Origin of the sequence: Streptococcus huangxiaojuni (genome assembly GCF_040930515.1) — a bacterium.
GTDB classification, from domain to species: domain Bacteria; phylum Bacillota; class Bacilli; order Lactobacillales; family Streptococcaceae; genus Streptococcus; species Streptococcus huangxiaojuni.
The window spans coordinates 13,645-39,210 of the sequence record NZ_JBFQEG010000008.1 but is presented as its reverse complement, the minus strand read 5'-3'; the positions used below and the strand labels follow the sequence as shown (position 1 = coordinate 39,210).

24 protein-coding genes are annotated in these 25,566 nt (G+C 39.2%); 4 read left to right on the top strand and 20 right to left on the bottom strand.

Annotated elements, in window-relative coordinates; genetic code table 11:
- Window positions 1-24: 24 nt before the first annotated feature.
- Entirely contained in the window at window positions 25-1,050 is a 1,026-nt protein-coding gene (locus tag AB3329_RS06170) for a S66 family peptidase (protein WP_368394896.1), read from the bottom strand.
- A gap of 392 nt (window positions 1,051-1,442) precedes the next feature.
- Here AB3329_RS06170 and AB3329_RS06165 point away from each other — a divergent pair, with 392 nt between their 5' ends.
- Window positions 1,443-1,952, top strand: coding sequence for a phosphatidylglycerophosphatase A family protein (locus tag AB3329_RS06165; RefSeq protein WP_368394895.1), 510 nt, complete (start codon window positions 1,443-1,445; stop codon window positions 1,950-1,952).
- A 102-nt stretch (window positions 1,953-2,054) separates the two neighbouring features.
- Here the strand turns inward: AB3329_RS06165 and AB3329_RS06160 are convergent, their stop codons facing one another.
- From AB3329_RS06160 to mnmA, 8 genes are all read right to left on the bottom strand, one after another.
- Window positions 2,055-2,417, bottom strand: a complete 363-nt coding sequence (locus AB3329_RS06160; protein ID WP_368394893.1) for a DUF1304 domain-containing protein — start codon at window positions 2,415-2,417, stop codon at window positions 2,055-2,057.
- Window positions 2,418-2,510: 93 nt separating this feature from the next.
- On the bottom strand, window positions 2,511-3,122 hold the full coding sequence (gene rpsD / locus AB3329_RS06155; protein WP_368394891.1) for a 30S ribosomal protein S4: 612 nt from the start codon (window positions 3,120-3,122) through the stop codon (window positions 2,511-2,513).
- A gap of 434 nt (window positions 3,123-3,556) precedes the next feature.
- Entirely contained in the window at window positions 3,557-3,829 is a 273-nt protein-coding gene (locus AB3329_RS06150; protein WP_067064620.1) for a Veg family protein, read from the bottom strand.
- 75 nt (window positions 3,830-3,904) lie between these two features.
- On the bottom strand, window positions 3,905-5,266 hold the full coding sequence (dnaB, locus tag AB3329_RS06145; RefSeq protein ID WP_368394889.1) for a replicative DNA helicase: 1,362 nt from the start codon (window positions 5,264-5,266) through the stop codon (window positions 3,905-3,907).
- Window positions 5,267-5,683: 417 nt separating this feature from the next.
- On the bottom strand, window positions 5,684-6,136 hold the full coding sequence (gene rplI / locus AB3329_RS06140) for a 50S ribosomal protein L9 (RefSeq protein ID WP_368394888.1): 453 nt from the start codon (window positions 6,134-6,136) through the stop codon (window positions 5,684-5,686).
- The gene (locus AB3329_RS06135; RefSeq protein WP_368394886.1) at window positions 6,133-8,109 is read right to left on the bottom strand and encodes a GGDEF domain-containing protein; all 1,977 of its coding nucleotides are present in this window, start codon (window positions 8,107-8,109) and stop codon (window positions 6,133-6,135) included. Before AB3329_RS06135 ends, rplI begins: the two co-directional genes overlap by 4 nt.
- Before the next feature lie 88 nt (window positions 8,110-8,197).
- Window positions 8,198-10,090, bottom strand: a complete 1,893-nt coding sequence (gene mnmG / locus AB3329_RS06130; RefSeq protein ID WP_368394885.1) for a tRNA uridine-5-carboxymethylaminomethyl(34) synthesis enzyme MnmG — start codon at window positions 10,088-10,090, stop codon at window positions 8,198-8,200.
- A gap of 321 nt (window positions 10,091-10,411) precedes the next feature.
- The gene (gene mnmA, locus AB3329_RS06125) at window positions 10,412-11,530 is read right to left on the bottom strand and encodes a tRNA 2-thiouridine(34) synthase MnmA (RefSeq protein ID WP_368394884.1); all 1,119 of its coding nucleotides are present in this window, start codon (window positions 11,528-11,530) and stop codon (window positions 10,412-10,414) included.
- A 416-nt stretch (window positions 11,531-11,946) separates the two neighbouring features.
- Between mnmA and AB3329_RS06120 the strand changes: the two genes are divergently transcribed.
- Complete coding sequence (locus tag AB3329_RS06120) at window positions 11,947-12,579, top strand: HAD hydrolase-like protein (protein ID WP_368394883.1); 633 nt, start codon at window positions 11,947-11,949, stop codon at window positions 12,577-12,579.
- 16 nt (window positions 12,580-12,595) lie between these two features.
- On the opposite strand, the gene AB3329_RS06115 is transcribed toward AB3329_RS06120, so the two are convergent.
- The 9 genes from AB3329_RS06115 to yfmF all read right to left on the bottom strand — a co-directional run bounded on the left by AB3329_RS06115 (window position 12,596) and on the right by yfmF (window position 20,719).
- On the bottom strand, window positions 12,596-13,219 hold the full coding sequence (locus tag AB3329_RS06115) for a transglycosylase SLT domain-containing protein (RefSeq protein ID WP_368394882.1): 624 nt from the start codon (window positions 13,217-13,219) through the stop codon (window positions 12,596-12,598).
- A 203-nt stretch (window positions 13,220-13,422) separates the two neighbouring features.
- Complete coding sequence (apf, locus tag AB3329_RS06110) at window positions 13,423-13,956, bottom strand: aggregation-promoting factor (RefSeq protein ID WP_368394940.1); 534 nt, start codon at window positions 13,954-13,956, stop codon at window positions 13,423-13,425.
- 180 nt (window positions 13,957-14,136) lie between these two features.
- Window positions 14,137-14,934, bottom strand: a complete 798-nt coding sequence (locus AB3329_RS06105; RefSeq protein ID WP_368394881.1) for an energy-coupling factor transporter transmembrane component T family protein — start codon at window positions 14,932-14,934, stop codon at window positions 14,137-14,139.
- Window positions 14,927-15,769: an energy-coupling factor transporter ATPase gene (locus tag AB3329_RS06100; protein ID WP_368394880.1), complete on the bottom strand. Its 843-nt coding sequence runs from the start codon at window positions 15,767-15,769 to the stop codon at window positions 14,927-14,929. Before AB3329_RS06100 ends, AB3329_RS06105 begins: the two co-directional genes overlap by 8 nt.
- On the bottom strand, window positions 15,745-16,587 hold the full coding sequence (locus AB3329_RS06095) for an energy-coupling factor ABC transporter ATP-binding protein (protein WP_368394879.1): 843 nt from the start codon (window positions 16,585-16,587) through the stop codon (window positions 15,745-15,747). Before AB3329_RS06095 ends, AB3329_RS06100 begins: the two co-directional genes overlap by 25 nt.
- A 3-nt stretch (window positions 16,588-16,590) precedes the next feature.
- A complete protein-coding gene (gene pgsA / locus AB3329_RS06090; protein WP_067064639.1) occupies window positions 16,591-17,130 on the bottom strand; it encodes a CDP-diacylglycerol--glycerol-3-phosphate 3-phosphatidyltransferase in 540 nt (179 codons plus the stop codon).
- Between the two features lie 9 nt (window positions 17,131-17,139).
- Complete coding sequence (locus tag AB3329_RS06085) at window positions 17,140-18,108, bottom strand: helix-turn-helix domain-containing protein (RefSeq protein ID WP_368394878.1); 969 nt, start codon at window positions 18,106-18,108, stop codon at window positions 17,140-17,142.
- A gap of 68 nt (window positions 18,109-18,176) precedes the next feature.
- The gene (gene yfmH, locus AB3329_RS06080; RefSeq protein ID WP_368394876.1) at window positions 18,177-19,469 is read right to left on the bottom strand and encodes an EF-P 5-aminopentanol modification-associated protein YfmH; all 1,293 of its coding nucleotides are present in this window, start codon (window positions 19,467-19,469) and stop codon (window positions 18,177-18,179) included.
- Between the two features lie 2 nt (window positions 19,470-19,471).
- Window positions 19,472-20,719, bottom strand: a complete 1,248-nt coding sequence (gene yfmF, locus AB3329_RS06075) for an EF-P 5-aminopentanol modification-associated protein YfmF (RefSeq protein WP_368394875.1) — start codon at window positions 20,717-20,719, stop codon at window positions 19,472-19,474.
- Window positions 20,720-20,807: 88 nt separating this feature from the next.
- Between yfmF and yaaA the strand changes: the two genes are divergently transcribed.
- Together yaaA and recF are read left to right on the top strand one after the other, a co-directional pair.
- Window positions 20,808-21,197: a S4 domain-containing protein YaaA gene (gene yaaA / locus AB3329_RS06070; protein ID WP_368394874.1), complete on the top strand. Its 390-nt coding sequence runs from the start codon at window positions 20,808-20,810 to the stop codon at window positions 21,195-21,197.
- A gap of 2 nt (window positions 21,198-21,199) precedes the next feature.
- Window positions 21,200-22,312 (top strand): DNA replication/repair protein RecF, encoded by a 1,113-nt coding sequence (recF, locus tag AB3329_RS06065; RefSeq protein WP_368394873.1) that lies wholly within the window; start codon window positions 21,200-21,202, stop codon window positions 22,310-22,312.
- A gap of 182 nt (window positions 22,313-22,494) precedes the next feature.
- On the opposite strand, the gene AB3329_RS06060 is transcribed toward recF, so the two are convergent.
- Entirely contained in the window at window positions 22,495-23,373 is an 879-nt protein-coding gene (locus AB3329_RS06060) for a GRP family sugar transporter (RefSeq protein WP_368394872.1), read from the bottom strand.
- Window positions 23,374-23,769: 396 nt separating this feature from the next.
- Entirely contained in the window at window positions 23,770-25,251 is a 1,482-nt protein-coding gene (guaB, locus tag AB3329_RS06055; protein WP_368394871.1) for an IMP dehydrogenase, read from the bottom strand.
- Window positions 25,252-25,566: the final 315 nt, after the last annotated feature.

Here is a 25,566-nt window from a genome sequence, read left to right as displayed (position 1 = left end):
GCTATCATAAAGTGCTTGCCACTGTTAAGGAAAGCGAATTACCTGTTCGTCAGCATCCACGTCTGCCATCAGTCCAAAGGGGATGATGCATCTGGGCGCGGCATGCCCGATATTGACATTATAAAGAATGGGAAGGGTTCTGTCAGCTACTGTATCAAGCAGAATCCGTTTATAATCTTCATAGTATAACTCATTTACTGGCTTTCCAACAATTAGCCCGCTGATTACAGAAAAGATTCCGGTCGTTTTCAGTTTCTCCAGCATTTTTTGATACATTATAAGGCTTGGTCGTTCCTCACTTGTCTCAAGAAGTAAAATTTTTCCCTGCCAGTCAGAAAGAGAAGGAAACAGCTGGTACTGCCGGCACAAATCAACTGTATCAGGATAGCGTGAACCATCAAATATATCATAAAGCGACTCTAAGCAGCCGCCTAAAATTTCCCCCTTAAATTTAGCAGCACCCTGCAGCAGCTCAAAACCTTGATTTTTATGAACGGTTCTTTCTGTGCCCAAAGCTTTTTCACTATAATCCAAGCGTTCTTCGTACCAATACTTGCTGGGACGAATTTCTGATATACGGCCTGTTTCGACTAACTCTTTAAAATAATGGAAAGAATAAGGCAGCATATCATCGGCCAACTCACAGATATCCGCTAAAAAAGACTGTCCATAAAAGGTTTTTATCCCCAATTTATGTAGCATAAGATGATTTATTGTTGTATCAGAAAAACCTAAAAAGGCTTTCTGTCTCACCGCCTGGGCCAGTTGATGATCCGAAAACAAATGCGGCAGCAAACGGTAAGTATCGTCTCCTCCGATAGCGCACAAAATCAAGTCAATTTTATCATCTGTAAAGGCCCTGATGAGATCTTCCGCTCTTTTTTCCGGGTGATTCTTTAAATAAGCAATGCCTTTTAGAGCGTGCGGCAGAATGGTAACGCCCAAACCAAGACCTTTTAACCGTTTTATCCCTAAGTCCAGCTCATACTGAACTGATTTTTCGCCAAGCATACCGCTTGACAAACTGACTAAACCGACTGTACGTATCATAATTTCTCCTTTTTTGTATTACATTATATCACAACCAATCAGTCAAGTGAGCTTTGGTTGCATCTATCGTTACCTATAGCAAGTCAAACTGCAGTCAATTCTCTTACAGGCAGCCAACAGACAAAAGAATAACATTGACCCTTAAATTTTGGTAAAATAGTGTTGGAGTGAAAAACATAGAATGTCGCTGTCTGCCGGAGGATCAGTCAGGCCATTTGTTGGCTGATCATTTTTATAGACAGATGCATTAAACCTGTCCTAAATACTTGCAGAAATGAGGGAACTGATAGTTTGAGAGACTGTCCTGTTTCTTGTCATTTTAGCAGAAATGCCTATTTTTCTTTGCTCTTTTATATAGAAGGAGCTTTCTACTTTTTAATGAGGAGGAAACCATGAAATCAGATAGAGAACTTAAAAGTAAAGCATTAGAGCTTTTAAAAGAACGAGGAGTGAGCATTAAAGATATTGCAGAGCTTGTCCTCTTTTTACAGAATCCCTATATTAAAAACTTAAGTATTGAGGAATGTATTGACAGTGTTTACACTGTCTTAAACAAACGAGAAGTACAAAATACAATTATTACCGGCATTGAAATGGATAAGCTGGCTGAAGAAGGGAAGCTTTCTCAGCCTTTAAACGATATTCTGATGGAAGATGAAGGGCTTTACGGTATTGATGAAATTATGGCTCTTTCTATTGTCAATGTTTACGGGTCCATTGGGTTTACAAATTACGGCTATATCGATAAAATAAAACCGGGTATTATCAAGACACTGGATAGTAAAAACAGCAGCCGCTGCCATACATTTTTAGATGATATTGTTGGCGCTCTGGCAGCTGCAGCCGCCAGTCGGATTGCCCATGCGGATCCCGGTAAAAGTGCTATCACAAATATGAATTAATCTAAAGAACCTACTAAGGCAAAGATAAAACAGCCAGAGACTGAAGTCTCTGGCTGTTTGTTTATCAAAACGGCTATCTCTTCGGACAGGACAAGGCTACTGTCAGCGAAAAATTAAAATACTAAGCAAAGCCAAAAGAGCAGGCCCTCCCTGAGTCAAGAGAATTTTTTTACTTGAGCTCAAGGCACCGTAACTAGCAGCTCCAATCACAAAGAGCACTAAAAGTGTTACTATTTCAAGAGTTGAAGAAATAAAAAGTGCATAGAGGAGACAGAGAGCCAGCAGGCCATTATAAATTCCCTGATTTTTCAGGAGAACAGAAACGGACTGCCGTGATAATTCAGACTCTGTTAAACCAAAAACACGGCTGGTTGTTGCCGACTGAGTGGCCACTGTTTCTAAATACATAATATAGAGGTGCTCCAAAGCAACGACTGCAGTTAATAAGACGGTTATTATTGACATTATCATTTTCCTTTATTTATAGATAGAGTTACTCACACAGCCATTATAAAAACAAAAAAGAAGAGCTGCTGCTCTTCTTTGGCTGATTTTACATTACAATTGTTTGTTGTAATATTCAACAATGAGCGCTTCGTTGATTTCTGGATTGATTTCATCACGCTCAGGCAGACGTGTCAGAGAACCTTCAAGGTTTTCACTGTCAAAACTTACAAAAGACGGACGTCCCAATGTGCTTTCAACAGCTTCCAGAATGGCTGGAACCTTAGCCGACTTTTCACGTACTGAAATAACTTGGCCTACCTCAACACGGTAGCTAGGAATATCTACACGTTTGCCATCAACAAGAATATGTCCGTGATTAACAAACTGACGAGCCTGACGGCGTGTTCTTGCAAGCCCCAGACGATAAACAACATTATCAAGACGGCGTTCAAGAAGAAGCATAAAATTGAAACCGACAGTTCCTTCCTTGATCTTAGTAGCTTGAACAAACAAGTTTCGGAATTGTTTTTCACCTAAACCGTAAGAAAAACGAAGTTTTTGTTTTTCTGTCAGCTGCAGACCATACTCTGATAATTTACTGCGGTTGTTAGGACCGTGCTGACCTGGCACATAATTGCGGCGAGCCAGTTCCTTGCCCGTGCCTGTAAGGGATAGCCCTAAGCGGCGTGATTTTTTCCAAGATGGTCCTGTATAACGTGACATAATGATGTCCTCCTCAAAAAAGTTTTTTTGCAGGAAATAACGTTTAAAAGAAAGTCCTGATTCGTGCAGTTACCCTTCGCCTCAACAGCAAAGGCTACTCTAACAAAATCTGGCTGTTCTTATTCCAATTGACAGGCACAGTCAGCGGCAAAACCAGATTTTTCCACTACAGAGCAACTGTTGACGAGCTTCATACCTTCTCTGCTGCTATTTCACACAAAGAACAGTATAACACAGAAAAAAAAGCTTGTAAAGGCCTATATCAAGAAAAAACTTCTGACCAACAAGCTGTTTCTTGGCTGAGTCAGCCTTTTTCACCAAACTTCAGTCTTTCTTTATCCTCTTCTGATAAAGTTCTGTAGTAAGCTACCCAAAACCAGGCAAACAGACCAAGTCCGCATAATCCTATAATGACTCCCACTTTACAACCCTCCTTAATCAAAATAATGGATTAGAGTTTTTTCAGTTAAGATATCAGAATAAGTATAAGACTCGACATAGGTATTTTCAATTTCGCCGGGAACTGTTGCCTCGTCCTTGTATTCAACAATAAACAAAGAAGAATAAACTTCAATCAGACGGCCAATTTTATTTTTTTCGCGTTTACGGCCATTTTCAAGAGTCAGCTCAACGAGCTGCCCTTCATGATTTTTTATGTCTTCTTTAATTTTTTTCATCTTTGCAACATCTGCAAATGCATCACTCATCAAATTTCTCCTTAATCAGGGAATAGGCTTATCCCCGCTGTAATATCAATCTGGCTTCTCAAAAACAGCCATTTGTTATTGCTCTTCAAACTGAGCTATACTAGAAAATTTATTATACTCTTTTTGAAATATTAATTTTACAGTCCCACGCGCACCGCTACGGTTCTTTTCAAGAATAACTTCAATAGTATTATCCTCAAGTGTCTCCTCAGAAGCTTCACCTTCTTTACGGTAATAATCATCACGATAAAGAAAAGCTACGATATCCGCATCCTGCTCTATAGATCCGGACTCGCGGATATCAGACAAAACCGGTCTTTTATCCTGGCGCTGCTCTACACCGCGGGACAGCTGACTGAGAGCAATAACAGGAACTTTCAGCTCCTTAGCTAAAATTTTTAGCTGACGTGAAATTTCTGAAACTTCCTGCTGCCTGTTGTCAGGACGAGTGCCGGTAATTAACTGCAGATAATCAATGACAATTAAGCCCAGACCTCCTTCAAGCTCCTGAGACAGTTTGCGGGCACGAGCACGGATTTCAGTAACTTTAATATCAGATGTTTCATCAATATAAATCGGAGCTTCGGCCAAAGCCCCCTGTGCAATCGTCACATTATTCCAATCCTGATCGGTCAGCTGCCCTGTCCTCAGTGCATGGGAATCAACCATCCCTTCTGCTGCCAGCATTCGGTCAACCAAACTCTCTGCCCCCATTTCCAGTGAAAAAATGGCAACAGGACGGTTTTGCTTTGTTCCAACATTTTGAGCAACGTTTAGTGCAAAGGCAGTTTTTCCAACGCCAGGCCGTGCAGCTAAAATAATCAGCTGATCATCATGCAGACCGGTTGTAATCCGGTCTAAATCACGAAAACCTGTTGGCAGACCTGTAACATCCGTTGTCTGCTGGGAACGGATCTCAAGATTTTCATAATTAACTTTCAAAACCTCTGAAATTTTACGAAAACCGCTGCGGTGGCTGTGCTCATTGATTTCAACCAGAGCCTTCTCAGCGTCTGCAATAATATCCTCAGAAACCCGTGTCCCTTCATAAGCCAGGTTGACAGTGTCCGTCAGCCGCGAGATAATATTGCGCAGCATAGCTTTTTCAGCTACTATTTTAGCATAATATTCTGCATTGGCACTGGTGGGCACACTGTTAACAAGTTCTACAATATAAGAAAGGCCGCCAATATTCTGGAGGTCTCCCTGATCGTCCAAGACAGTTCTGACCGTCGTTGCATCGATGGCCTCGTTGCGATCACTTAAAGTAATCATTGCCTGAAAAACAATTTTATGGGAATATTTATAAAAATCATCCGGTTCAACAAATTCCCTGATAGCAACCAGTTTTTCCGGAGAAATAAAAACAGAGCCTAAAACAGATTGCTCTGCCAACAGATCCTGCGGCTGAACCCTTAATTCCGGTCCTTCTGCCAATATTGTCACCCCCTATAATCAAAACACAAAGTCCACTAAAAAAGCAAAACGAAAATGACAGTAAGTCCGAAATCTGTGATTTCGCAGACGCACCTCTGTCAGGACGACTAGAAGGGTGCGGTCGGCTGCTAAGACGACAAAGCCTTCAGACGGCTACGGCTGACGGTAAGTCCGAAATCTGCGATTTCGCAGACGCACCTCTGTCAGGACGACTAGAAGGGTGCAATAAAAATTTGGTCCTTCAAATCATTTCTAGCTGGTTCAGTAAGATAAGCTGCAACCTACAGCTTTTCTTCGACAGCAGCTAGGTTTGACCATACTCTTTTTACTAAGATTTCAGCCGTTTCAATACTCTGAAACTTATAGTGTTCTTTGTCTTTGTATCAAAATCTCTCGATTAGCCCAGAAAAGCAACTCTTATGCTTCTTTGATGGCTAATTTAATTTCAGCTCTGACTTCCTTATGCAGTCTTACAGGAACTTCAATTAAGCCGAGGGCGCGAATAGGCTGCTCCAATTCAATATGGCGTTTATCTACTTTAATCCCAAACTGCTTATCCAGCGCTTCTGCAATTTTTTTTGCTGTAATGGAACCAAAGGTGCGGCCATCCGGACCAACTTTTTCCGAAAATTGAACACGGATTTCTTCCTGACTAAGTTTAGTCTGAATCGCTTTTGCTTCTGCCAACTGTTCTACCTGAACCTTTGCTTCAGACCTTTGTTTCCCCTTTAGCTCGCTTATAGCTTGCTTTGTTGCTTCTTTTGCTAAGTTCTTTTTTAAGAGAAAATTTTGGGCATAACCTGTTGGAACTTCTTTGATTTCACCTTTTTTCCCTTTACCTTTAACGTCTGCTAAAAAGATAACTTTCATTCTTCTCCCGCCTCCTTATCTTCTAATTCATTGTCAAGTAGCTCAAGCAACTGTTCCCTTGCCTGACTGACTGTTAAATCCGGCAGCTGGCAGGCTGCTAAATTAAAATGACCGCCGCCGCCAAGGCTCTCCATAATCCGCTGAACATTTATCTGATTTTTGCTGCGAGCTGAAATAGAGGTTACTTGAGCAGTATTGCGGGTAATAACAAAAGTAGCCTCAATACCGGCCATTGAAAGCAGCAAATCTGCTGCCTTACTAGCAATAATATTAGTGTAAGCAGCCTGATCAGAACCAGTCGCCAGAAGAATATGATCGCCGACTTTCTCACCTCTGAGAATCAGTTCATTAATCATTCGGTATTCTTCGAAATCAATAGCGGAAATATTCTGAATTTCTGCACTGTCACTGCCCAAGGTTCTTAAATAGCTGGCCACATCAAATGTACGGCTGGTTACGCGTGTTGAAAAATTCTTGGTATCCAGCATAATACCAGCCATTAAAACACTGGCTTGAATCTTATTCAGCCGCTTTCGAGCATTTTGAAACTGAATCAATTCTGTTACCAGTTCGCTGGCACTGCTTGCTCCGCTTTCAACAAAAGAAAGAATGGCATTGTCAGGAAAATCTTCATCACGCCGGTGGTGATCAACAACAATAACATCTTTAAACTGCACATACAGCTCTTTTGATAATGTCAGTGACGCTTTGGAATGATCCACCATAATCAGCAAAGAATGAGGAGTAAGCATATTTAGAGCCTGCTCAACTGAAACCAGCTGACTTGTTTCCTCAGTTTGCAGTCTTGCTACAGCTCTGGAAATATCTGGATTCATATCAAAAGGATCGTACACAGTATAAGCATTTTCAGTAATGTTGCTGGCAAAAAACTGCATGCCGACAGCAGAACCTAATGCATCCATATCAAGATGCTTATGTCCGACAATAAAGACACTGTCAACTGTTTTAAGCCTGTCAGAAATGGCTGTCATCATAGCACGCGTTCTCGTTCGGGAACGTTTGACTGTCGAAACTGAACCGCCGCCAAAATACATAGGCTGTTTTTGGTCATCGTTCTCTCGAATAACAATCTGATCTCCCCCTCTAACAAGAGCGATATTCAAATTCTGTAAAGCAACCTGACCGATTTTGTTGTGTTCACTATCCCCGTAAGAAATGCCCATACTTAATGTCAGCGGCAGCTGCCTTTCCTGAGCCTCTTTACGAAAGGCTTCTAAGACAGAAAATTTCGCTGCCATCAGATCGCTTAAAACAGAATAGTCAGTAAAAAAGTAAAAACGATCCATATCAACACGACGGTAAAAAATATTTTTTTCCTGAGTAAAATTGGAAATAAAATTAGCAATAAAACTGTTAATTTGCGAAACATCTGCATCAGATAAATCATCTGTTACGTCATCATAGTTATCAATTGAAATAATGCCGATGACAGGGCGCAGCAAACTGACATCCCCGAGCTGTCTGTTGCCCATAGATGCATCAAAAAAGTAAAAAATACCAATTGATTCATCTAAATAAGTAGAATACTTATTGCCGCTTTTTTCAAAAGACTGACTGGCTGAGCCATTGCGCTTATTGGAAATGACCTCTTTAACAAACTGATATTCAAAATCACCGTTTTCGGTGGTAAATATAAGCTCAGCATAAGGATTAAACCAAACAATTTCATTGCTAGCCAAATCAAATTGGATGACCCCTACAGGCATTTGCTCCAGCAAATTTTTCAAATTAACTTCAGTTTGATCATTCAGCAGCTCTATCTGCTCCAGCTCAGAAATCTCATATGTTTCCTTTTGGTAGTACAGTAGAGCAACAACAAACACCAGTGTAAGGAAAATAGCTGTTAAAACAGCTGTCTGACTTTGAAAAAGCCTAACACAGATAGCCAAAATACCAAAGAGTATCAGACCGATCATAATCAGATGAATAGTTGCAAAACGAAATCTTCTCATTTTAAACCTCTTAACTGATTCATTATAGCATAAATCAAGTCTAAAAAATAGGGCTGACCTATCTATTTACCATCGGTTTTTTTAAGATTTAGGGCCTGCTTTTCTGTTTTCCTTCAAGGTAAACCATCAAAATACTGATATCTGAAGGATTAACACCGGATATTCTGCTGGCCTGACCAATTGTTTCCGGATTAATTCTCTTGAATTTTTGCCGTGCTTCTGTTGCAATAGAATCGATGGCATCCCAATCAATATTTTTAGGAATCGGTTTTCCTTCCAGACGTTTCATTTTAGCAACCTGATCAAGAGCTTTATTGATGTAACCCTCATATTTTATTTCTGTCTCCAACAGTTCGATAACATTGTCATCCAAAGATTCATCAGCAGCTCCAATGAAACTTGTAACAAGATCATAATTAATACCTGGCCGCCGCATAAAATCTTTAGCTGTCAAGGCATCTGTCAAGGGTTTAAAGCCCATCTCAGCAATTCGCTCATTGGTTTCAGGAACAGGTTTTAGTTTAGAGGTTGACAGTCTTGTCAACTCTTTGTCAAATTGCTGTTTACGTCTTTTGTAAACACGATAGCGCTCATCATCAACTAAGCCAATCTTACGGCCAAGTTCAGTTAGACGCATATCCGCATTGTCATGCCGTAAAATAAGACGATATTCAGCACGAGAAGTTAAAAGTCGATAAGGTTCCGCCGTACCCTTAGTAACTAAATCATCAATCATAACCCCTATATAGGCATCACTTCGCTTCAAAATAAATTCCGGCTGACCTTGAACTTTTAAAGCCGCATTAATCCCTGCTATAAGACCTTGACCGGCAGCCTCTTCATAACCAGACGTCCCATTAGTTTGGCCTGCTGTAAAAAGACCTGAAACGACCTTAGTTTCAAGAGTAGCTCGCAACTGATGCGGCAGAACAACATCGTATTCAATAGCATAGCCCGTCCGCATCAACTCTGCTTTCTCCAGACCTTTGATCGAATGGAGAAGCTCTTTTTGAACATCTTCTGGCAGACTAGTTGACAGCCCCTGAACATATACTTCCTCTGTCTCACGGCCTTCTGGTTCTAAGAAAAGCTGATGGCGTTCTTTATCTGCAAAACGGACAATCTTATCTTCAATTGAAGGACAGTATCTTGGCCCAACTCCTTTGACTATACCTGAAAACATGGGGGCACGGTGTAAATTTTTATGGATAATATCATGACTCTTTGGATTCGTATAGGTCAGCCAGCAAGGAATCTGTTCCTGTAAATAGTCCGCATCATCAGATAAAAAAGAAAAGTGATTTGCTTTTTTATCCCCTGGCTGAATTTCTGTTTCAGCATAGTCAATTGAAGAAGCTTTTATTCTGGGCGGAGTCCCAGTTTTAAAACGCCCGATCTCAAGACCTAATTCTTGTAAGTTATCGGCAAGGCCGATAGAAGGCAGACTATTGTTCGGCCCCGAAGAGTATTTAAGATCTCCTAAGATAATTTCTCCGCGTAAAGCTGTTCCTGTAGTTACAATTACGCTTTTAGCAGAAAATTTCTGATTAGTTGCTGTCCGTACACCTAACACTTTGCCGTCTTCAACCAAGATTTCTTCAATCATTGTCTGCCGCAAAGTAAGGTTTTCCTGCTGCTCAACTGTATGCTTCATTGTTCTAGCATAAAGCGCTTTGTCAGCCTGAGCCCGTAAAGCACGCACTGCAGGACCTTTCCCAGTATTCAGCATTCGCATCTGAATATAGGTTTTGTCAATATTTTTTCCCATCTCACCGCCAAGCGCATCAATCTCTCGGACAACAATTCCCTTGGCTGAGCCACCTATAGATGGATTGCATGGCATAAATGCCAGCATTTCAAGATTTATAGTTGCAAGCAAGGTTTTACAGCCCATACGGCTGGCAGCTAAACTAGCTTCGACTCCGGCATGCCCAGCACCAATCACAATAACATCATAATCTTCAGTAAATTCTTGGGTCATTATTTCTCCTTTTTTACTTTGCAGTACGTGCAGTTGAAAAATTCTTCAGGGATAAATTATAATAAAAAGTATCAGCTAAAAACAGACAGCACTGCCGATTTAAATCTCCTATGCCGATAAAATTCCGCATAAAAATAGCCAAACCTCTAGAAAATTGTACGTCAAAAAACGCACAATCCTCATGAGCTTTGACCATCATGATTATTGCTAAAAACAGTGTAGCAAAATTTACTGGAAAATTCAATTTTATTCAAAATAAAATTGAATAAAAAAACTTTAGTTTAGTCTGCTGTTACGATACAAACTTTACACGACTATCAACTATACATATTGACAAATTTGTTCTTCTTTGTAAACCACATCAATTATTCCACCGCCTAAACACTCTTGGCCGTCATAAAAAACAACAGCTTGACCAGGGGTAACAGCACGTTGTGGTTCGGCAAAGAATACTTCTGCTTTATCACCCTTAACCTTGACAGTAACTTGACTATCAGGTTGACGATATCGAAATTTAGCTGTACACTCCATTGTAAACTCTTCAGGTCTATCATTTGTAAAGTGAATCATAGAAGCGTCAAGAGAAGTTGACATAAGAGCTTCATGGTGAAAACCTTGACCTACATAAAGAATATTTTTTGAAAGGTCTTTTCCAACAACAAACCAAGGAGCGTTATCTCCGCCGCGCTGACCGCCGATACCAAGACCGCCGCGCTGGCCGATTGTATAGTACATAAGCCCGGCGTGTTCTCCCATATCACGGCCATCAATGGTTAGCATCCGCCCTTTCTGTGCAGGTAAATACTGGCTGAGAAATTCTTTGAAATTTTTCTCACCAATAAAACAAATTCCGGTAGAGTCTTTCTTTTTAGCGGTCGCCAAACCAGCCCGTTCAGCAATTTGACGCACCTCAGATTTTTGCAGATGCCCCAGCGGAAACATCACTTTCTGCAGCTGCTGCTGTGACAGCTGACTTAAAAAATACGTCTGATCTTTATTATTATCAGCACCCCGCAGCATATGAACGCTGCCAGTATCATCGCGGAATACTTGAGCATAATGGCCGGTTGCTACATAATCAGCTCCTAAAGTCAAAGCATAATCAAGAAAAGCTTTAAATTTTATCTCTTTATTACACATAACATCTGGATTTGGAGTACGTCCGGCGCGATATTCTGCTAAAAAGTATTCAAATACTCTGTCCCAATACTCTTTTTCAAAATTAACAGAATAGTAAGGAATGCCAATCTGATCAGCTACCGCAGCGACATCTTTGTAATCCTCCGTCGCCGTACAAACACCAAATTCATCTGTGTCATCCCAATTTTTCATGAAGACGCCGATAACATCGTAGCCTTGTTCCTTTAGAAGTAAAGCCGTTACCGACGAATCGACACCGCCGCTCATCCCAACAACAACACGTATTTTTGAATTATCCATAGATAACTCCTCCCATCAAATAAGATACAAAGAACCAGAAAGAAAAAATAGGAAAATCCCAACTGAACAAACTTCTGTCTGCAATTTTTATTACCGAAGAAGGTTTTAAAAGAAAATCCAGGTACATCTTTTGGCCTTTGATTTTTCAACATAGACTTGAAGGGTCTAGCTGTCCAAAAGTCGATTTGAAGGTCGATTTTGAATACACTAAATAAAGTGCCTAACTATTATAACATGAAATAGATAAGCATCAAACTATTATTTTTTGAAGACTAACTCCATTATTTAGACAGTAAGCACATATTTTTGCTATACTGATAAAGGTAGTCAGCTAGTTGAAGTGTTTTACAGCTTAAACAGCCTCACTTCTTTTATACCTTGACTTCATGTTTACATTATCTTTACAGGAGATTGTCATGAAATCTATTTTATTTGATTTAGACGGAACCTTAGTCAATTCAAGCTCAGGGATAAAATCCAGTTTTCGCTACACTTTTGAACAACTAAATCTTACTGTCCCTGATGACAAGGTTCTGTCAACTTTTATTGGTCCACCGCTTGAAACAACTTTTTCTAACCTATTTAGATCAGAAGAATTAGTGAAAAAAGCTATTGCTTATTTTCGATTATATTATAAAGAAAAAGGTGTTCACGATGTCTTTGTTTACCAAGGAATCTATGGGGCGCTGACAGACCTTAAAGCAGCAAATTATGAACTGTATGTGACAACCAGCAAAAATGAATCGATGGCCCAGTTTATGCTAGATGAATTGGGACTGTCTAAATTTTTTAAAGCTATTTATGGCGCTACACCCCACCGTTTTAAAAAAGATGATGTTATTCGAGCGTGTTTGCTATCTGAAAATATCAATCAGAACGAGGCTCTTATCATAGGCGACACAAAGTTTGATATTATCGGAGGAATTTCTGCTGGTATTAAAACATTGGGTATCACTTGGGGAAGTGGACTGGAGGCCGATTTACTTAACAGCGGTGCTGATAAAATTTGCCATTCTCCTGACAATATAAAAAAAGTACTGACTTTTTAATGTCAGTACTTTTTCACTAGTAGCCCCAAGCCGATAAGCCCTGAGCATTATAAGCATTAATCGCTGAGTTAATTTGATCTTGAACCGTTGCAGTTGAACCCCAGCCCGGCATAGTCTGGAAGAGACCTGAAGCACCCGATGTGTTTGAGGCTGTGTAATCGCCATTTGACTCACGGGCAATGATATATTCCCATGTTGATTGTGGAACACCTGTAGCAGCTGCCATTTGTGCTGCTGCTTCACTGCCTACTGCACCGGCTGTATTCCCATTTGTTACACTTGTTGAGGGTGCTGATACAGCAGTAGTATTAACCGGAGCAGCTTCAGTAACAGCATTTTCAGTTTCCGATATCACTTCAGGTACAGCTTCCTCTTCTACAGGAGCTGTATCTTGGTCCTGATTGTCCAAAGCTTCTTCTAATTCTGATGTTTCTTGGATTTCTTCTGCGGATGCTGTTGTAACCAGAGATTCACTGCCGATTGCGCCAACAATATTTTTTTGTGACTCAGTAACTGTATAAGCACTCTCTGTTTTTGTAAGAGCAAAGGCTGTTCCTGCAGCACTCGCAGCAATGAGCAAGGCTCCTAAAATAGTATATCTTTTTTTCTGACGTTTTGCTTTCGCAAGCCTACTATACATATATGTGCACCTCTTTCATTTTTCCAAATCTCATATTATAATTTAATTGTTACCCTTCAATTTTATTTATATTAAAAATATTACAATTGTATTGTTTTAAGAAAACAAAAAAGAATAAAGCCCATTTAGCCATTAAAAATGACTTTGCTTTATTCTTTTATAACTGTTTTTACAGCGGAAGTCATTGACTTTTCGACTTTTTATCAGTACCAGCCATTGGCGTTCCAAAATGCGAGTGCAGCTGACCAAGAGCCATAACGCTCAGAAACATATGCATCGGCTACCCGCTCTTGATTTTCTGCTGATAAATCGCCATTCAGGTAAGAAATACTCAGTTGATAACGGCCATAATACTGTCCGTTTTCTGCTGTGTAATTGCCGCCAGACTCATGCTGAGCAATCTCTTCTTTAGCTGCAGCATCTTCAGCACTTAAGGCTGTATCTGAAGCTGAACTGTCGGTATTTTCTTCCGGTGCTGCACTATCTTCTGAATCATCAACTGATAAGGTCTGCCCCACACTGATAGCATTGGCATCCGTAATGCCATTTTTTGCAGCTAATTCATCTACAGTTGTTCTGTGGGCTGCAGCAATAGCTGACAGTGTATCACCCGACTGAACAGTATAAGAGTCGGCACTGATAATAATTGGTACAGCAAGTGTGGCAGCAGCCATCACTCCTGTCAAGCTTAAGGTTATTGACTTTCTTTTATTTCCTAAAATTGTTTTTAGTTGCATCATTAACTCCTTTTCTTACTGAGGATTATTACCATCATATCCTTTTAATGTTACCGTCTTTTTGGACTTTAATTAAAATTATTACATTTTGATTGATAAAAAATAAAGAAAACGCCTACAGACGTTTTCTTCGGTCATTCGATACATTCTAAAATAGCAATTTCTATTTACATAAGAGGCCTAGCCTGTTTTTAAGATAAACAATAACAGACCTAAAATCAGCAAAGTGAGCAATGCAAGACTGTCTTTCAGCTGCCAGTGTAAAAGACGGTACTTGCTTCGCCCTTCTCCGCCTTGATAGCCACGCGCCTCCATAGCAACAGCTAAGGCATCAGCACGCTTAAAACTGGAAGCAAAAAGAGGAATCAAAATAGGGATAATTGATTTAACTTTTTGGAAAATGTTCCCTTCACCAAAATCAACCCCCCGAGCTCTTTGCGCATTCATAATACGTACCGTATCATCCATCAATGTCGGTACAAAGCGTAAACTCAAAGACAGCATTAGTCCAATCTCATGAGCTGGGACTTTGAATTTAGCAAATGGCTGCAACAATGATTCTACCGCATCAGCAAGACTGAGCGGTGTTGTCGTCAAAGTGATGAGTGTTGAGAAAATAATAATAAGAACAAACCGCATAAAAATTAGTGCAGCCTGACTCAAACCACCAGAAGAAATCTTTAGAAACCAAAATTGAAAAAGCGTCGTGCCTCCCTGTGTAAAAAAAATCTGAAAAATAGTCGTAAAAAGAATAATACCAACCATAGGCTTTATGCCATTGAGAAAAAAACGCAGTTTCACCTGTGACAACAAGATTGTCAACAAAGTAAAAATAAAAATTAAAAGATTCGTCAAAAAATTATTGGCCCAAAAAACAATAATGATATAGATTATCATGGCCAAAAGTTTACTTCTGGGATCCAGACGATGTATAATTGAATCTCCGGGAATATAACGGCCAATAATCAGTCTATCCATGCTTAAGCACCTCTTTAAACTCATCAATTGTGATTGGCAGTGTTTCCATAGGTAAGCCGCGGTGAGCCAATGATTGGGCAAACTTTGTTATTTTTGGCACCCCCAATTGTTTACTTTCTAACAAACTGACTTTTTGGAAAAGATTTTTCGGGCTGCCTGAAAGGACCAGCTTCCCTGCTTCCAAAACATAAACATAATCAGCATAATCAGCAACATCATCCATTAAGTGAGTCACTAAAACAACGGTCATGCCCGATTGATACAAGCGATTAAAAAGCTGCATCAACTCACGGCGTCCTCTGGGATCAAGCCCTGCTGTCGGTTCATCCAGAACTAGTATTTTGGGTTCCATAGCCAGAATGCCGGCAATAGCCACTCGTCGCATCTGCCCGCCAGATAATTCAAACGGGTTTTTATCAAACAGTTCTTCTGCTATTCCTACTAAAGCTAACTTTTCCTTAGCTAAGGATTCTGCTTCCTGCAATGAAACTCCGAAGTTTTGGGGGCCGAATGCCACATCTTTCAAGACAGTCTCAGCAAACAGCTGGCTCTCCGGAAATTGAAAAACCAGCCCCACCTTTTTCCGAACAGACTTGATATCCTTGTTTTTGGAATCAGGTGTGATGGTCATCCCGTCAATCGTAACCGAACCTTCAGTCGGGACAGCCAAGCCGTTCAGCAGCTGCATAACAGTTGATTTGCCGGAACCCGTATGACCAATAAAAGCAGTGTAGGAACCATCTCTAATTTCAAGATTAATGTCAAAAAGGGCACGCCCTTCAAAAGGGGTCCCTGCCTGATAAGTATAACTTACATTTTTGAGAGTAATTCCCATAGCCTATTTTCTAATTCCTTTTCTGTCAAATAAGTATCGCCAAAAGTATATGACTCTGATTCCAACGCTTTTATTACATTTGAGGTAAAAGGAACATCTAAACCAAGCGTTAAGAGTTCTTCACCGCGTGCAAATAATTCTTTCGGAGTAGAGATTGATTCAATCTGACCGTTTTGCATAACCAAAACACGGTCGCTCAGTGCTACTTCATCTAAGTCATGGGTGATAGAAATAACAGTCATATCGTATTGTTTTCGAATAGATTTTATCGTTTTTATAAGCTCTGTACGTCCTTCTGGATCAAGCATACTGGTTGCTTCATCTAAAATAATAATTTTCGGCTGCATGGCAACCGCGCCGGCAATAGCAACACGCTGCTTCTGTCCGCCGGAAAGCCGCGCAGGTTCACGAGACATATAAGCTGACATCCCCACTAATTCCAAAGCCTGTTTGACACGCTCTTTCATGATTTCATAAGGAATCCCCTTATTTTCAAGGCCAAAAGCCACATCATCTTCCACTGTCGCACCCACAAACTGGTTATCCGGATTTTGGAAAACCATACCGATTTTATGGCGAATATCCCAAACATTTTCTGAACTTAACTGTTCACCGTCAACAAAAATCTCACCGGACTCAGCTTCCAGAAGACCTGTGAGGAGCCGTACAGCAGTTGATTTACCGGAACCGTTATGTCCAATGACAGACAACCACTCTTGAGGTTTCACGTGAAACGATAAATCTGTTAATGTATAATCTTTTTGTTCATCAGTATATTTAAAGTAAAGATTGTTAACTTCAATAATATTGTTTGTCATTTTTTACTGAAAGGTATCCTTAAAAAGAAAGCTCGCCCCTTTAAAATAGTCATAACCAGAATAAATTGTAAAAACTAAAGCGATATATAGGGTTATCGTACCTAATAAAGTCCAGTGGCATAATAAAAAAATAATAGAGAACATCTGAGAAAAAGTTTTAATTTTCCCGGGGAGAGCCGCAGCAAGCACTGTTCCGCCATTTTCTACAAGCAGCAGACGCAGGCCAGTCACCGCAAGCTCGCGGCAGACAATGACAGCAGCGATCCAGGCAGGCAGTAGATTTAATTCAATCAACATGATAAAAGCACTCATGACTAGCATTTTATCAGCCAAAGGATCAGCAAATTTGCCAAAATTAGTAACAACTTGCCACTTGCGGGCTAAATAACCGTCAAGGTAGTCTGTAGCACTGGCCAAAGCAAAAATCAAGGCTGCTATAAAGTGACCTGTCAGAGTATGTGAAAAACAAAGGATTAAAATAAACACCGGAATCATAAAGATTCGTCCAATAGTAAGCAGATTGGGAATGTTTTCTTTTTTCATTTCTTCACCTTATTGGATATTTAATGTAATATAGCTTAAATCTGAACCCGTCAAAGCGGAAGTATCAAGGACTTGTCCATCAACAGTGATGGTTACACCTTGGACAACACTGAGAGTGATGGTTGCGGTAGCTGTGGAAGCGGGTAAACTTACTGTATAAGAAGGTGTTGCCGAGTTTAGTGTTACCCCATCTTCACTCATCTCTGAATTGCTGACATAAAACCAACTGCTTTCTGCTCCTGACAATGAAACAACAATTTCGACAGGATCGCTTGCATTGCTCAAATAAGCTGTAAGAGCTCTGCCGCTTCCTTCTACACTTAAAGTTGCCTGACTGTCTGTCGAAACAGAAGTCGTTTCTTGTTCAGTTGAGCTGCTGACGGACCAATACTGAGAAGCCTGTGAAGTTTGACGATTGCCTTGAAGCTGATGCCAAACAGTGTAACCAACAAAAAGCAATATCAAAATGGCCACCAAACTTAAAATAATAATCGGCCAGCGGGACGGCTCATCGTAAGATTCATCATCATAGTCATAACGGCGGCTTCTGTTAGCAAAACTAGTCTTTGTTTCAGTCCCAGTCGATAATTCCGGTTCTTTATCGGTATTTGATATCACAGTTTCTGTTGACTGACTATCAGTCTCCGCTATTTCTTCTATTTCTTTTGGAACTGCTTCTTCGGCATTAAAAGCATCTTTTAAAACAACCGGCTCTGCAAAATGATCTGTTTCAGATTCCTGATGCTGAATTTGCTCACGGTATTGCTGTTTTAAAGCAATGGGATGTAAATCAACTGTTTCCCCATATCTTTGAATATAGTTCAGAGTTTTTTCATCCGGAATTAAATTGAACTGATCTAATTCCAAAGCCAGCAAATGATGAGAAGGGATATCCGTTTTGGCTTCAACATCTTCTAAAGAGAGGCCCTGCCTAATACGTGCATCTTTTAAAATTTCTCCAATCGTTTTGTTACTCATACTAACCCTCTTATATTAAAATTGCAGTAATTACCTTTTATTATACCAAATTTTTACTCAGTACACGATTATTTTGGAAATATTGTAAAATCAGACGCTTGTGCCCCTGACAAAAAATTTTCGCCAACAGCCATTACTGTCTTTAAATCCAATCTGTTTAAAATATCAGGAATGCTGAGGTAATTTTCTTTTAACGACTGCAGCGGCAGCTCGGCTGCAAAACGATCTGATAAAGAAGCAGATGAGTCTAAACTCTTTAGGAACTCGCCGTATAATTCTCTCTTAACAAGCCCCAGATGGCTTTCTGAAAAGTCAGTCTCCTGTTTAAATTGTTTTATTTTCTGTCTGATTTTATTCGACATAGCGATTGGTTCCTTCGTATCGAGCGTTAACAGAACAAATTGGAATTCTGGATGCATTTCAACCTCGATTATGAACGAATCATCAATACGCCCTTCTTCATACCAACTTTGATAGGTCGAAGATGTCAAGCCAAACAGCATAGTAAAAAATAACCTCAAAGCTATTTTTTGCTGTAATAAAGAATGGCTTATTGCAGGTTTTCTTCCCCTATACCCTACTGCCAATTTAGGTACAGAAAGATTCATCGTTACAGATTTCGTTTTTATCACCGGATAATAAGACAGCTGAGATTTAAAAACCAGCGGCTGACGCTTCAATGTCAGATTCTCTTGATCTTCTTGGATGCTTTTAAATATACGGTAAGGCTTAAAATCTCCTACTGCAACTAAAGCCATATTACGAGGATGGTAAAAAATAGAATGGAGTTCTCTCAAATTTTTCACCGAAATTTGGTTAAGGCTTTCTTTCGTTCCGACGATATCGCTGGCAAGAGGGGTTTTAGGATAAAGATTTTGCAAGATACCTTGATAAAGTCTGTAATCTGCATCATCCTGATACATTGTGATTTCCTGAAGGATGATGTCCTTTTCTTTTTTTATTGACTGTTCTGTAAAGGAAGTTGACAAGGTGAATTTTTGCAGCAATTGTAAATTTTTTTCTAAAAAATCAGCTGTTGAAAAATAAAAACATGTTTTGTCAAAGGTTGTAAAAGCATTACTGTAAGCTCCATTTTTTGAAAAGGTCAAAGCAGTATCTTTTCCTTGCTCATCTTCAAATAACTTATGCTCTAAAAAATGAGCAGCTCCTTCAGGATACCTTTTCACTCGCCCAGAAACTGTCAACTTTGTGTCAAGCGAACCAAAAAAGCTTACTAATGTACAGCTGGACTCTTTAAAATCTTTTTTAGGCAGCAAAAAAACCTGTAATCCATTTGTCAACTTTGCTGTATAAAGCAGCTCATTGCTGTTGGAATAGGTCCATTTTCTTAAGGTGACCAACTTTACTGTCCTCCTTCTAAAAAATAAACTGCCTGTAACCTAATTTGGCTTGCAGCATTTACAATATCTTCTTTGCTAACAGACTCAAACTTGCTGATCCAATATTCGGCTTGTTTGTTTATATTTAAATAATGCTGGTTATAAGTTCTTTCAATAATGGCACTTGTATCATCTTCGGACAGCTTGACACTTTCTGTCAACATTAATTTAGTCTGCCGGATTAAAGAACTGGAAAAACTCCCTATCCTAAGATCGGCAAATTGTTTATTAATAATTTTAAGCACCTGATTTCGGTTATTCTTGTCAATACCTGTGTAAACATTAAGCAATCCAGTGTAAATATCTAATTGACAGCCTATTGTATAAGCCAAACCAGCTTTCTCACGTACTGCCATAAAAAGTTTAGAATGATCAAAACCTCCAATAATTCCTTCCAAAACAAGGAGTGAAAAATAATTAGGATCATTATACTGAATAGGAACATGATAGCCTAATTGCAGAACCGATTGCTCAACTGGACGCCTTTCAATCTTTTCCTGTGTAATGCTTTTATAAACTTGTCGATAACTAAACTGTAAATCTTTCTGTCTATCCTCCAAAGGAAACTTTGTGATTAGCTGAAGCATGCGATAATCATCAAATTCACCAACAATAAAGATATCCAGCAAATCTTCTTTAATCATTTTCTGAAATTCCTGATAAGCCGTAAAGGCCGTCTCACTAGCTAATAAATCTGATCGGCTATACTGGGAAAACTTTAAATCTGACTGATTAAAAAATAATTTCTTTAAAGCTAAAAAACTGCGGCTGAAAGAATCCTCATCATCAGCTTCTAAATAGTGGAGCATATTCTTTTTCTCAACATCAAATATCCTGCTTTGATACTGGGCTACAGACACAAGGGGAGCAAAGAGGACAGCCCCTAAAAAATTCAGCATTTCTTCTAAGATAGATTTTCTTGTCAAACTATAGGAATCTTTGATAAAAACAAGATCGATATCTACAATATGGACAAGCCCTTTAGTTGACACCTTAGTTGACAGATCAGCTCCATACAAATCAGCTAACCTTTCACGGAACTTTTGAACCGTTGGATAAACTGCATTGGCAGCTGCCAGCATCTGCGCTACTAAAACACGCCGTGCTACTGTTTTTTCTTCCAGTTTACCAGAAAACCGGAAAGTGATATGGTTAGTTTTAAATTTACGATTTTTAAGAAGATGTAAATGGACACCCTGAGCTATTTTCATATTATTTCCTTAATAAAAAACTTTACTAGCTAAAATTATATCATTTTTATGCTATAATTACTTGGATTAGAAAATGGGAAGGCTTACTATGGAATACAAACTTTTTACAGATTATATCACTTTGCAGGCACTTTTAAAAAAAGCAGGTCTTATTCAAAGCGGAGGAGCGGTAAAACTTTTCTTAGAGGAAACAACTGTTCTTTTTAACGGTCAAATTGAGAAACGCCGCGGTAAAAAGATTCGTGTAGGTGATGTGCTTACTATTCCGCAAGACAATATCACAATTACAATTGCTGAACCAGATGAAGCAGAAAAAATCAAATATGAAAAGGAGCAGGAAGAAAAGAAACGTGTGGCTGATTTAGTTAAGACACTTAACCAAAAAAATAAACGAAGACAAAAAAACACTCACAAAGCTGCAAACAAAAAGGCGACATCTGCCAACAGCGATAAACCTGTCCGCTTTCCGGGAATGTAAACATGTGGATTAAAGAATTAAAACTTAAAAACTACCGAAATTACCGGGATACTAAAGCCCAATTTTCCTCTGGTCTGAATATCTTTATCGGAAAAAATGCTCAAGGAAAAACAAATTTTTTGGAAGCTATTTATTTTTTATCACTAACTCGCAGCCATCGAACACGCTTTGATAAAGAACTCATTTATTTCAATGAAAAAGAAGCCCTCATTTCAGGTAATATTCAACGGATTGATGGGCAAATTCCTCTGGAAATCAGTCTGTCTGATAAAGGACGGGTTACTAAAGTCAATCATCTCAAGCAAGCCAAACTTTCCGATTATGTAGGAACAATGACTGTGGTCTTATTTGCACCTGAAGATTTACAGTTGGTTAAGGGGGCACCCAGTCTGCGGCGTAAATTTATGGATATTGATTTAGGTCAGATAAAACCCATCTATTTATCTGACTTATCGCATTATAATTATGTCCTAAAGCAAAGAAATACTTATCTAAAAACTGCAGAGACAATTGATTATGATTTTTTGACAGTCCTCAATGAGCAATTAGCCGATTATGGCAGCCGAGTTATGAATCATCGTTCTGATTTTATCAACGATTTAGAAAAAGAAGCGGGCAAGCATCATCAGATTATTTCTGATGGTCTAGAGCGTTTACGCATTAAGTATGCATCTTCTGTCCCTTTTAGTGATTATTCTGAGACTTATGCAGCATTTGTCAAACATCTGCAAAAAAATCAGACACGTGATATTGCTAAAAGAAACACCAGCATCGGCCCGCATCGCGATGATTTAGAATTTTTTATCAATGACATGAATGCTGATTTTGGAAGTCAAGGACAGCATCGAAGTCTTATTTTATCGCTTAAAATGGCAGAAATTGAACTTATAAAAGCTGTTACAGGAGATAACCCAATACTGCTCCTTGATGATGTTATGAGTGAATTAGATAATCAGCGCCAGATGAAACTGCTTCAGGGAATAAAAGAAAATGTCCAAACTTTTATTACTACGACTAGCCTAGAGCATCTAGCAAAACTGCCCGATAATTTGAAACTATTTATGATTGAAGAGGGACAGATAAAAGAAGAGGAGGACAGAAGTCCTAAGCAATAATTTTTAAGGGGTTAAAGCATATGCTTTAGCCCCTTAACTTATCAGTAAACATTGTGTAAAATTTATTGACAGTTTTATTTACAAGAATTTACAATTTTACCCCATTATAATAAAGGATTATCAAAAAAAGCAGTAAACTTTTTTGCAACTTTTGTTAAGTATCTTGACAGAATTGTAAAAAATCAATATGATTTTACAATACCAAGTAAAACAGCACCTGAGATAAAACAGAAAAGACCAATCAAAAGCCAATGTAGCTCCTTTTGTGTTTTTGTTTCTCCCAAAAAAAGGATACCCCCTGCAATTGAAATGACAATACCAAGCTGAGAAAAACTAAAGGCTATGGCGAGACCTGCCTTAGCTGCAGCAAAAAGCATAAAGATATTTCCTAATCCCCATAGAATTCCAACTAAGCTGTTTTTTAAAACAGCAGTTGTCAGTTTTACCTGAAATTTCATTAAAGCGAGTGCTCCCACAAGCATCCCGACAGCCATTGGGAAGATAACAGAGAGAACCGGAAAGGCCATAATATTATTAAAAAGAACTGTATAAGATAAATAGCCGACTGTTGAATAGGCCAAAGCTCTGAAGCCTTTTGAAAAATCACTTAATTGCCCTTTTTCTTGCTGAATCAATGGATTTTCGGCGTCACGTTTACTAGAAAAATAAAAACCAACAAGAAGTAACGTAAGGGCAATTGCTCCCAATACAAACTGTACAGGTTCAGTCCACTCATTGAAAACGAAAGCACCAATTAAACTGCCAATGACCAGCTGTGAACCGCTTGATAAGGGATTAGCTACAGAAACCCCCATATACTGCATTGCATGAAACTGCCCGCTCTGACCGACTGCCCACAAAACACCTCCTAAAATTCCAAAAAACCATAGAGTTAATGTCAACTGCGGCTGTACAAGCAGCCAGACACCAAAAGCAAAAATTAAGGCACCGATAGTCATTCCAAAAGTTTGCTGGCTAGGGCTTCCGCCAATCTTATTACTAATAAATCCAATACTTCCCCAAGCAATCATAGGGACTAAAGCATATAAAATTCCTTGCACTTTTCTCCTTCTTACTTTACATTTCCAAAAACTTTGTCAAGTTTTTTACTTATTCTGTCAACCTGCTGTAAAGAAAAACTTTAAAACCTGCTTTAGCAAAGTTTTTAAAACGATGTAATGTTACTATATAAATTGTTTCATATCTTTTCTATAATATCATCTTTTTCATTTTTAAAAAAGGTTTAATTGCGTTTACTGCATTGAAAAAGTGAGGTAACAACATTTATTTTACAGGCAGGTTTTTTTATTAGAAATCGATTGAGCCGGTTAATCGACAAAAGTAACTATGACAAAATTTGAGAGAAACAAAACCTGTTCCAACGTAAAAGCCTCCATTCTGTTTTATCAGCAGAATGGAGGCTTTTATAAATTTTTTCTGAGTGTTCTGTTAAACAATCAGTGGACAGAATAATTGGGAGCTTCATTAGTAATTTGAACATCATGTGGGTGACTCTCAATCAAACCAGCGCCTGACATTTCTATGAACTGAGCATTTTCATGTAGGGCTTTAATATCTGCTGCACCAACATATCCCATACCTGAACGAATACCGCCAAGCATTTGAAAAACGATATCTGCTGCCGCACCCTTATAAGCTACACGGCCCTCAATTCCTTCCGGAACAAGCTTGTTTGCTTCATTGACAGATCCTTGGAAATAGCGGTCGCTCGAACCTTTTTTCATTGCTGCAATCGATCCCATTCCGCGGTAAGTTTTAAACTTACGCCCTTGGAAAATTTCTGTTTCGCCTGGGGCTTCATCAGTTCCTGCAAACATTGACCCAAGCATGACAGCATTACCGCCGGCTGCAAGTGCCTTTACAATATCTCCGGAATATTTAATCCCGCCGTCTGCAATAATTGTCCTACCATATTCACGCGCAACAGCAGCTGCATCATAAATAGCTGTTATCTGAGGAACACCTACACCAGCAACTACCCGTGTTGTACAAATTGAACCGGGACCAATACCTACCTTAACAACATCAACTCCGGCATCATACAGGGCACGGGCTCCATCAGCAGTAGCAATATTTCCTGCTATTAAAGTCTTATCAGGGAAAGTTGCACGAATTTCAGCAATTTTACGAAGCACACCAGCCGAATGCCCGTGGGCTGTATCAATTACAATCGCATCAGCACCGGCTTCAAACAAGGCCTCTGCCCTTTCAAAAGTATCAGAAGTGACGCCCACCGCTCCAGCAACCAAAAGTCGGCCGAATTCATCTTTAGCAGCATGCGGAAATTCTATAACTTTTTCGATATCTTTAATAGTAATCAGGCCTGATAAACGGCCATTTTCATCAACCAAAGGCAGTTTTTCAATTCGGTGTTCATGAAGAATACGCTCTGCTGTTTCAAGATCGGTCCCTACTGGTGCAGTAACGAGCGCTTCACTTGTCATATGCTGCGAGATCAGTTGTGCATAATCAGAAATAAAACGCATGTCACGATTGGTAATGATACCAACCAGTTTACGATTGTCAAGCGTTTCAACTATCGGAACACCGCTGATACGGTAACGCTGCATTAGTTCTTCTGCTTCAGCAACCGTATTGTCAGGAGTCAAAAAGAATGGGTCAATAATAACACCATTTTCCGAGCGCTTAACCTTTCGTATTTCCTCTGCTTGCTGCTCAATAGACATATTTTTATGAATAACGCCAAGACCTCCGGCACGAGCAATAGCAATAGCCATTTTGCTATCAGTGACTGTGTCCATGGCTGCTGTGATAATAGGAATATTTAATGTCAAATTATCTGCAAGCTGGGTCTGCAAGCTGACTTCATTTGGAAGAACATGGCTTTCAGCTGGAATAAGCAAAACATCATCAAATGTATACCCTTTTTTTAAAAATTTTGTGTCCCAATTTGACATTTAACAATCCTCTTTTCTTCTGTATTTAGGCTAGAACAGCCTTTTTTATTGCTACTATCATAACACGCTAAAATGATTTGTCAACACTTTTTAAAGATATAATCAAATTCTTCAAAAGGATAAATTACCTAGTATTGTAATTAAAAACCTGAAATAAAAGATGTCCAACCTTTTTCAACATATTTTTTAACTGTCACCCTCAATTTTTACCCTAAAAAACAGGAGCGAACCCTTAATAAAATAAGCCAGCAAATGATTTTATCCCAAACCTGAAAATAAGAAAAGGCCGAAAATCAGTTTCTGATATCTACCGAT

Excerpts from the sequence above, each read along its gene's own strand:
- AB3329_RS06170 (WP_368394896.1), bottom strand. The coding sequence starts at position 1,050 with ATGATACGTACAGTCGGTTTAGTCAGTTTGTCAAGCGGTATGCTTGGC.
- AB3329_RS06165 (WP_368394895.1), top strand. The coding sequence starts at position 1,443 with ATGAAATCAGATAGAGAACTTAAAAGTAAAGCATTAGAGCTTTTAAAA.
- AB3329_RS06160 (WP_368394893.1), bottom strand. The coding sequence starts at position 2,417 with ATGTCAATAATAACCGTCTTATTAACTGCAGTCGTTGCTTTGGAGCAC.
- rpsD (WP_368394891.1), bottom strand. The coding sequence starts at position 3,122 with ATGTCACGTTATACAGGACCATCTTGGAAAAAATCACGCCGCTTAGGG.
- AB3329_RS06150 (WP_067064620.1), bottom strand. The coding sequence starts at position 3,829 with ATGAGTGATGCATTTGCAGATGTTGCAAAGATGAAAAAAATTAAAGAA.
- rplI (WP_368394888.1), bottom strand. The coding sequence starts at position 6,136 with ATGAAAGTTATCTTTTTAGCAGACGTTAAAGGTAAAGGGAAAAAAGGT.
- AB3329_RS06135 (WP_368394886.1), bottom strand. The coding sequence starts at position 8,109 with ATGAGAAGATTTCGTTTTGCAACTATTCATCTGATTATGATCGGTCTG.
- mnmG (WP_368394885.1), bottom strand. The coding sequence starts at position 10,090 with ATGACCCAAGAATTTACTGAAGATTATGATGTTATTGTGATTGGTGCT.
- mnmA (WP_368394884.1), bottom strand. The coding sequence starts at position 11,530 with ATGGATAATTCAAAAATACGTGTTGTTGTTGGGATGAGCGGCGGTGTC.
- AB3329_RS06120 (WP_368394883.1), top strand. The coding sequence starts at position 11,947 with ATGAAATCTATTTTATTTGATTTAGACGGAACCTTAGTCAATTCAAGC.
- AB3329_RS06115 (WP_368394882.1), bottom strand. The coding sequence starts at position 13,219 with ATGTATAGTAGGCTTGCGAAAGCAAAACGTCAGAAAAAAAGATATACT.
- apf (WP_368394940.1), bottom strand. The coding sequence starts at position 13,956 with ATGCAACTAAAAACAATTTTAGGAAATAAAAGAAAGTCAATAACCTTA.
- AB3329_RS06105 (WP_368394881.1), bottom strand. The coding sequence starts at position 14,934 with ATGGATAGACTGATTATTGGCCGTTATATTCCCGGAGATTCAATTATA.
- AB3329_RS06100 (WP_368394880.1), bottom strand. The coding sequence starts at position 15,769 with ATGGGAATTACTCTCAAAAATGTAAGTTATACTTATCAGGCAGGGACC.
- AB3329_RS06095 (WP_368394879.1), bottom strand. The coding sequence starts at position 16,587 with ATGACAAACAATATTATTGAAGTTAACAATCTTTACTTTAAATATACT.
- pgsA (WP_067064639.1), bottom strand. The coding sequence starts at position 17,130 with ATGAAAAAAGAAAACATTCCCAATCTGCTTACTATTGGACGAATCTTT.
- AB3329_RS06085 (WP_368394878.1), bottom strand. The coding sequence starts at position 18,108 with ATGAGTAACAAAACGATTGGAGAAATTTTAAAAGATGCACGTATTAGG.
- yfmF (WP_368394875.1), bottom strand. The coding sequence starts at position 20,719 with ATGAAAATAGCTCAGGGTGTCCATTTACATCTTCTTAAAAATCGTAAA.
- yaaA (WP_368394874.1), top strand. The coding sequence starts at position 20,808 with ATGGAATACAAACTTTTTACAGATTATATCACTTTGCAGGCACTTTTA.
- recF (WP_368394873.1), top strand. The coding sequence starts at position 21,200 with ATGTGGATTAAAGAATTAAAACTTAAAAACTACCGAAATTACCGGGAT.
- guaB (WP_368394871.1), bottom strand. The coding sequence starts at position 25,251 with ATGTCAAATTGGGACACAAAATTTTTAAAAAAAGGGTATACATTTGAT.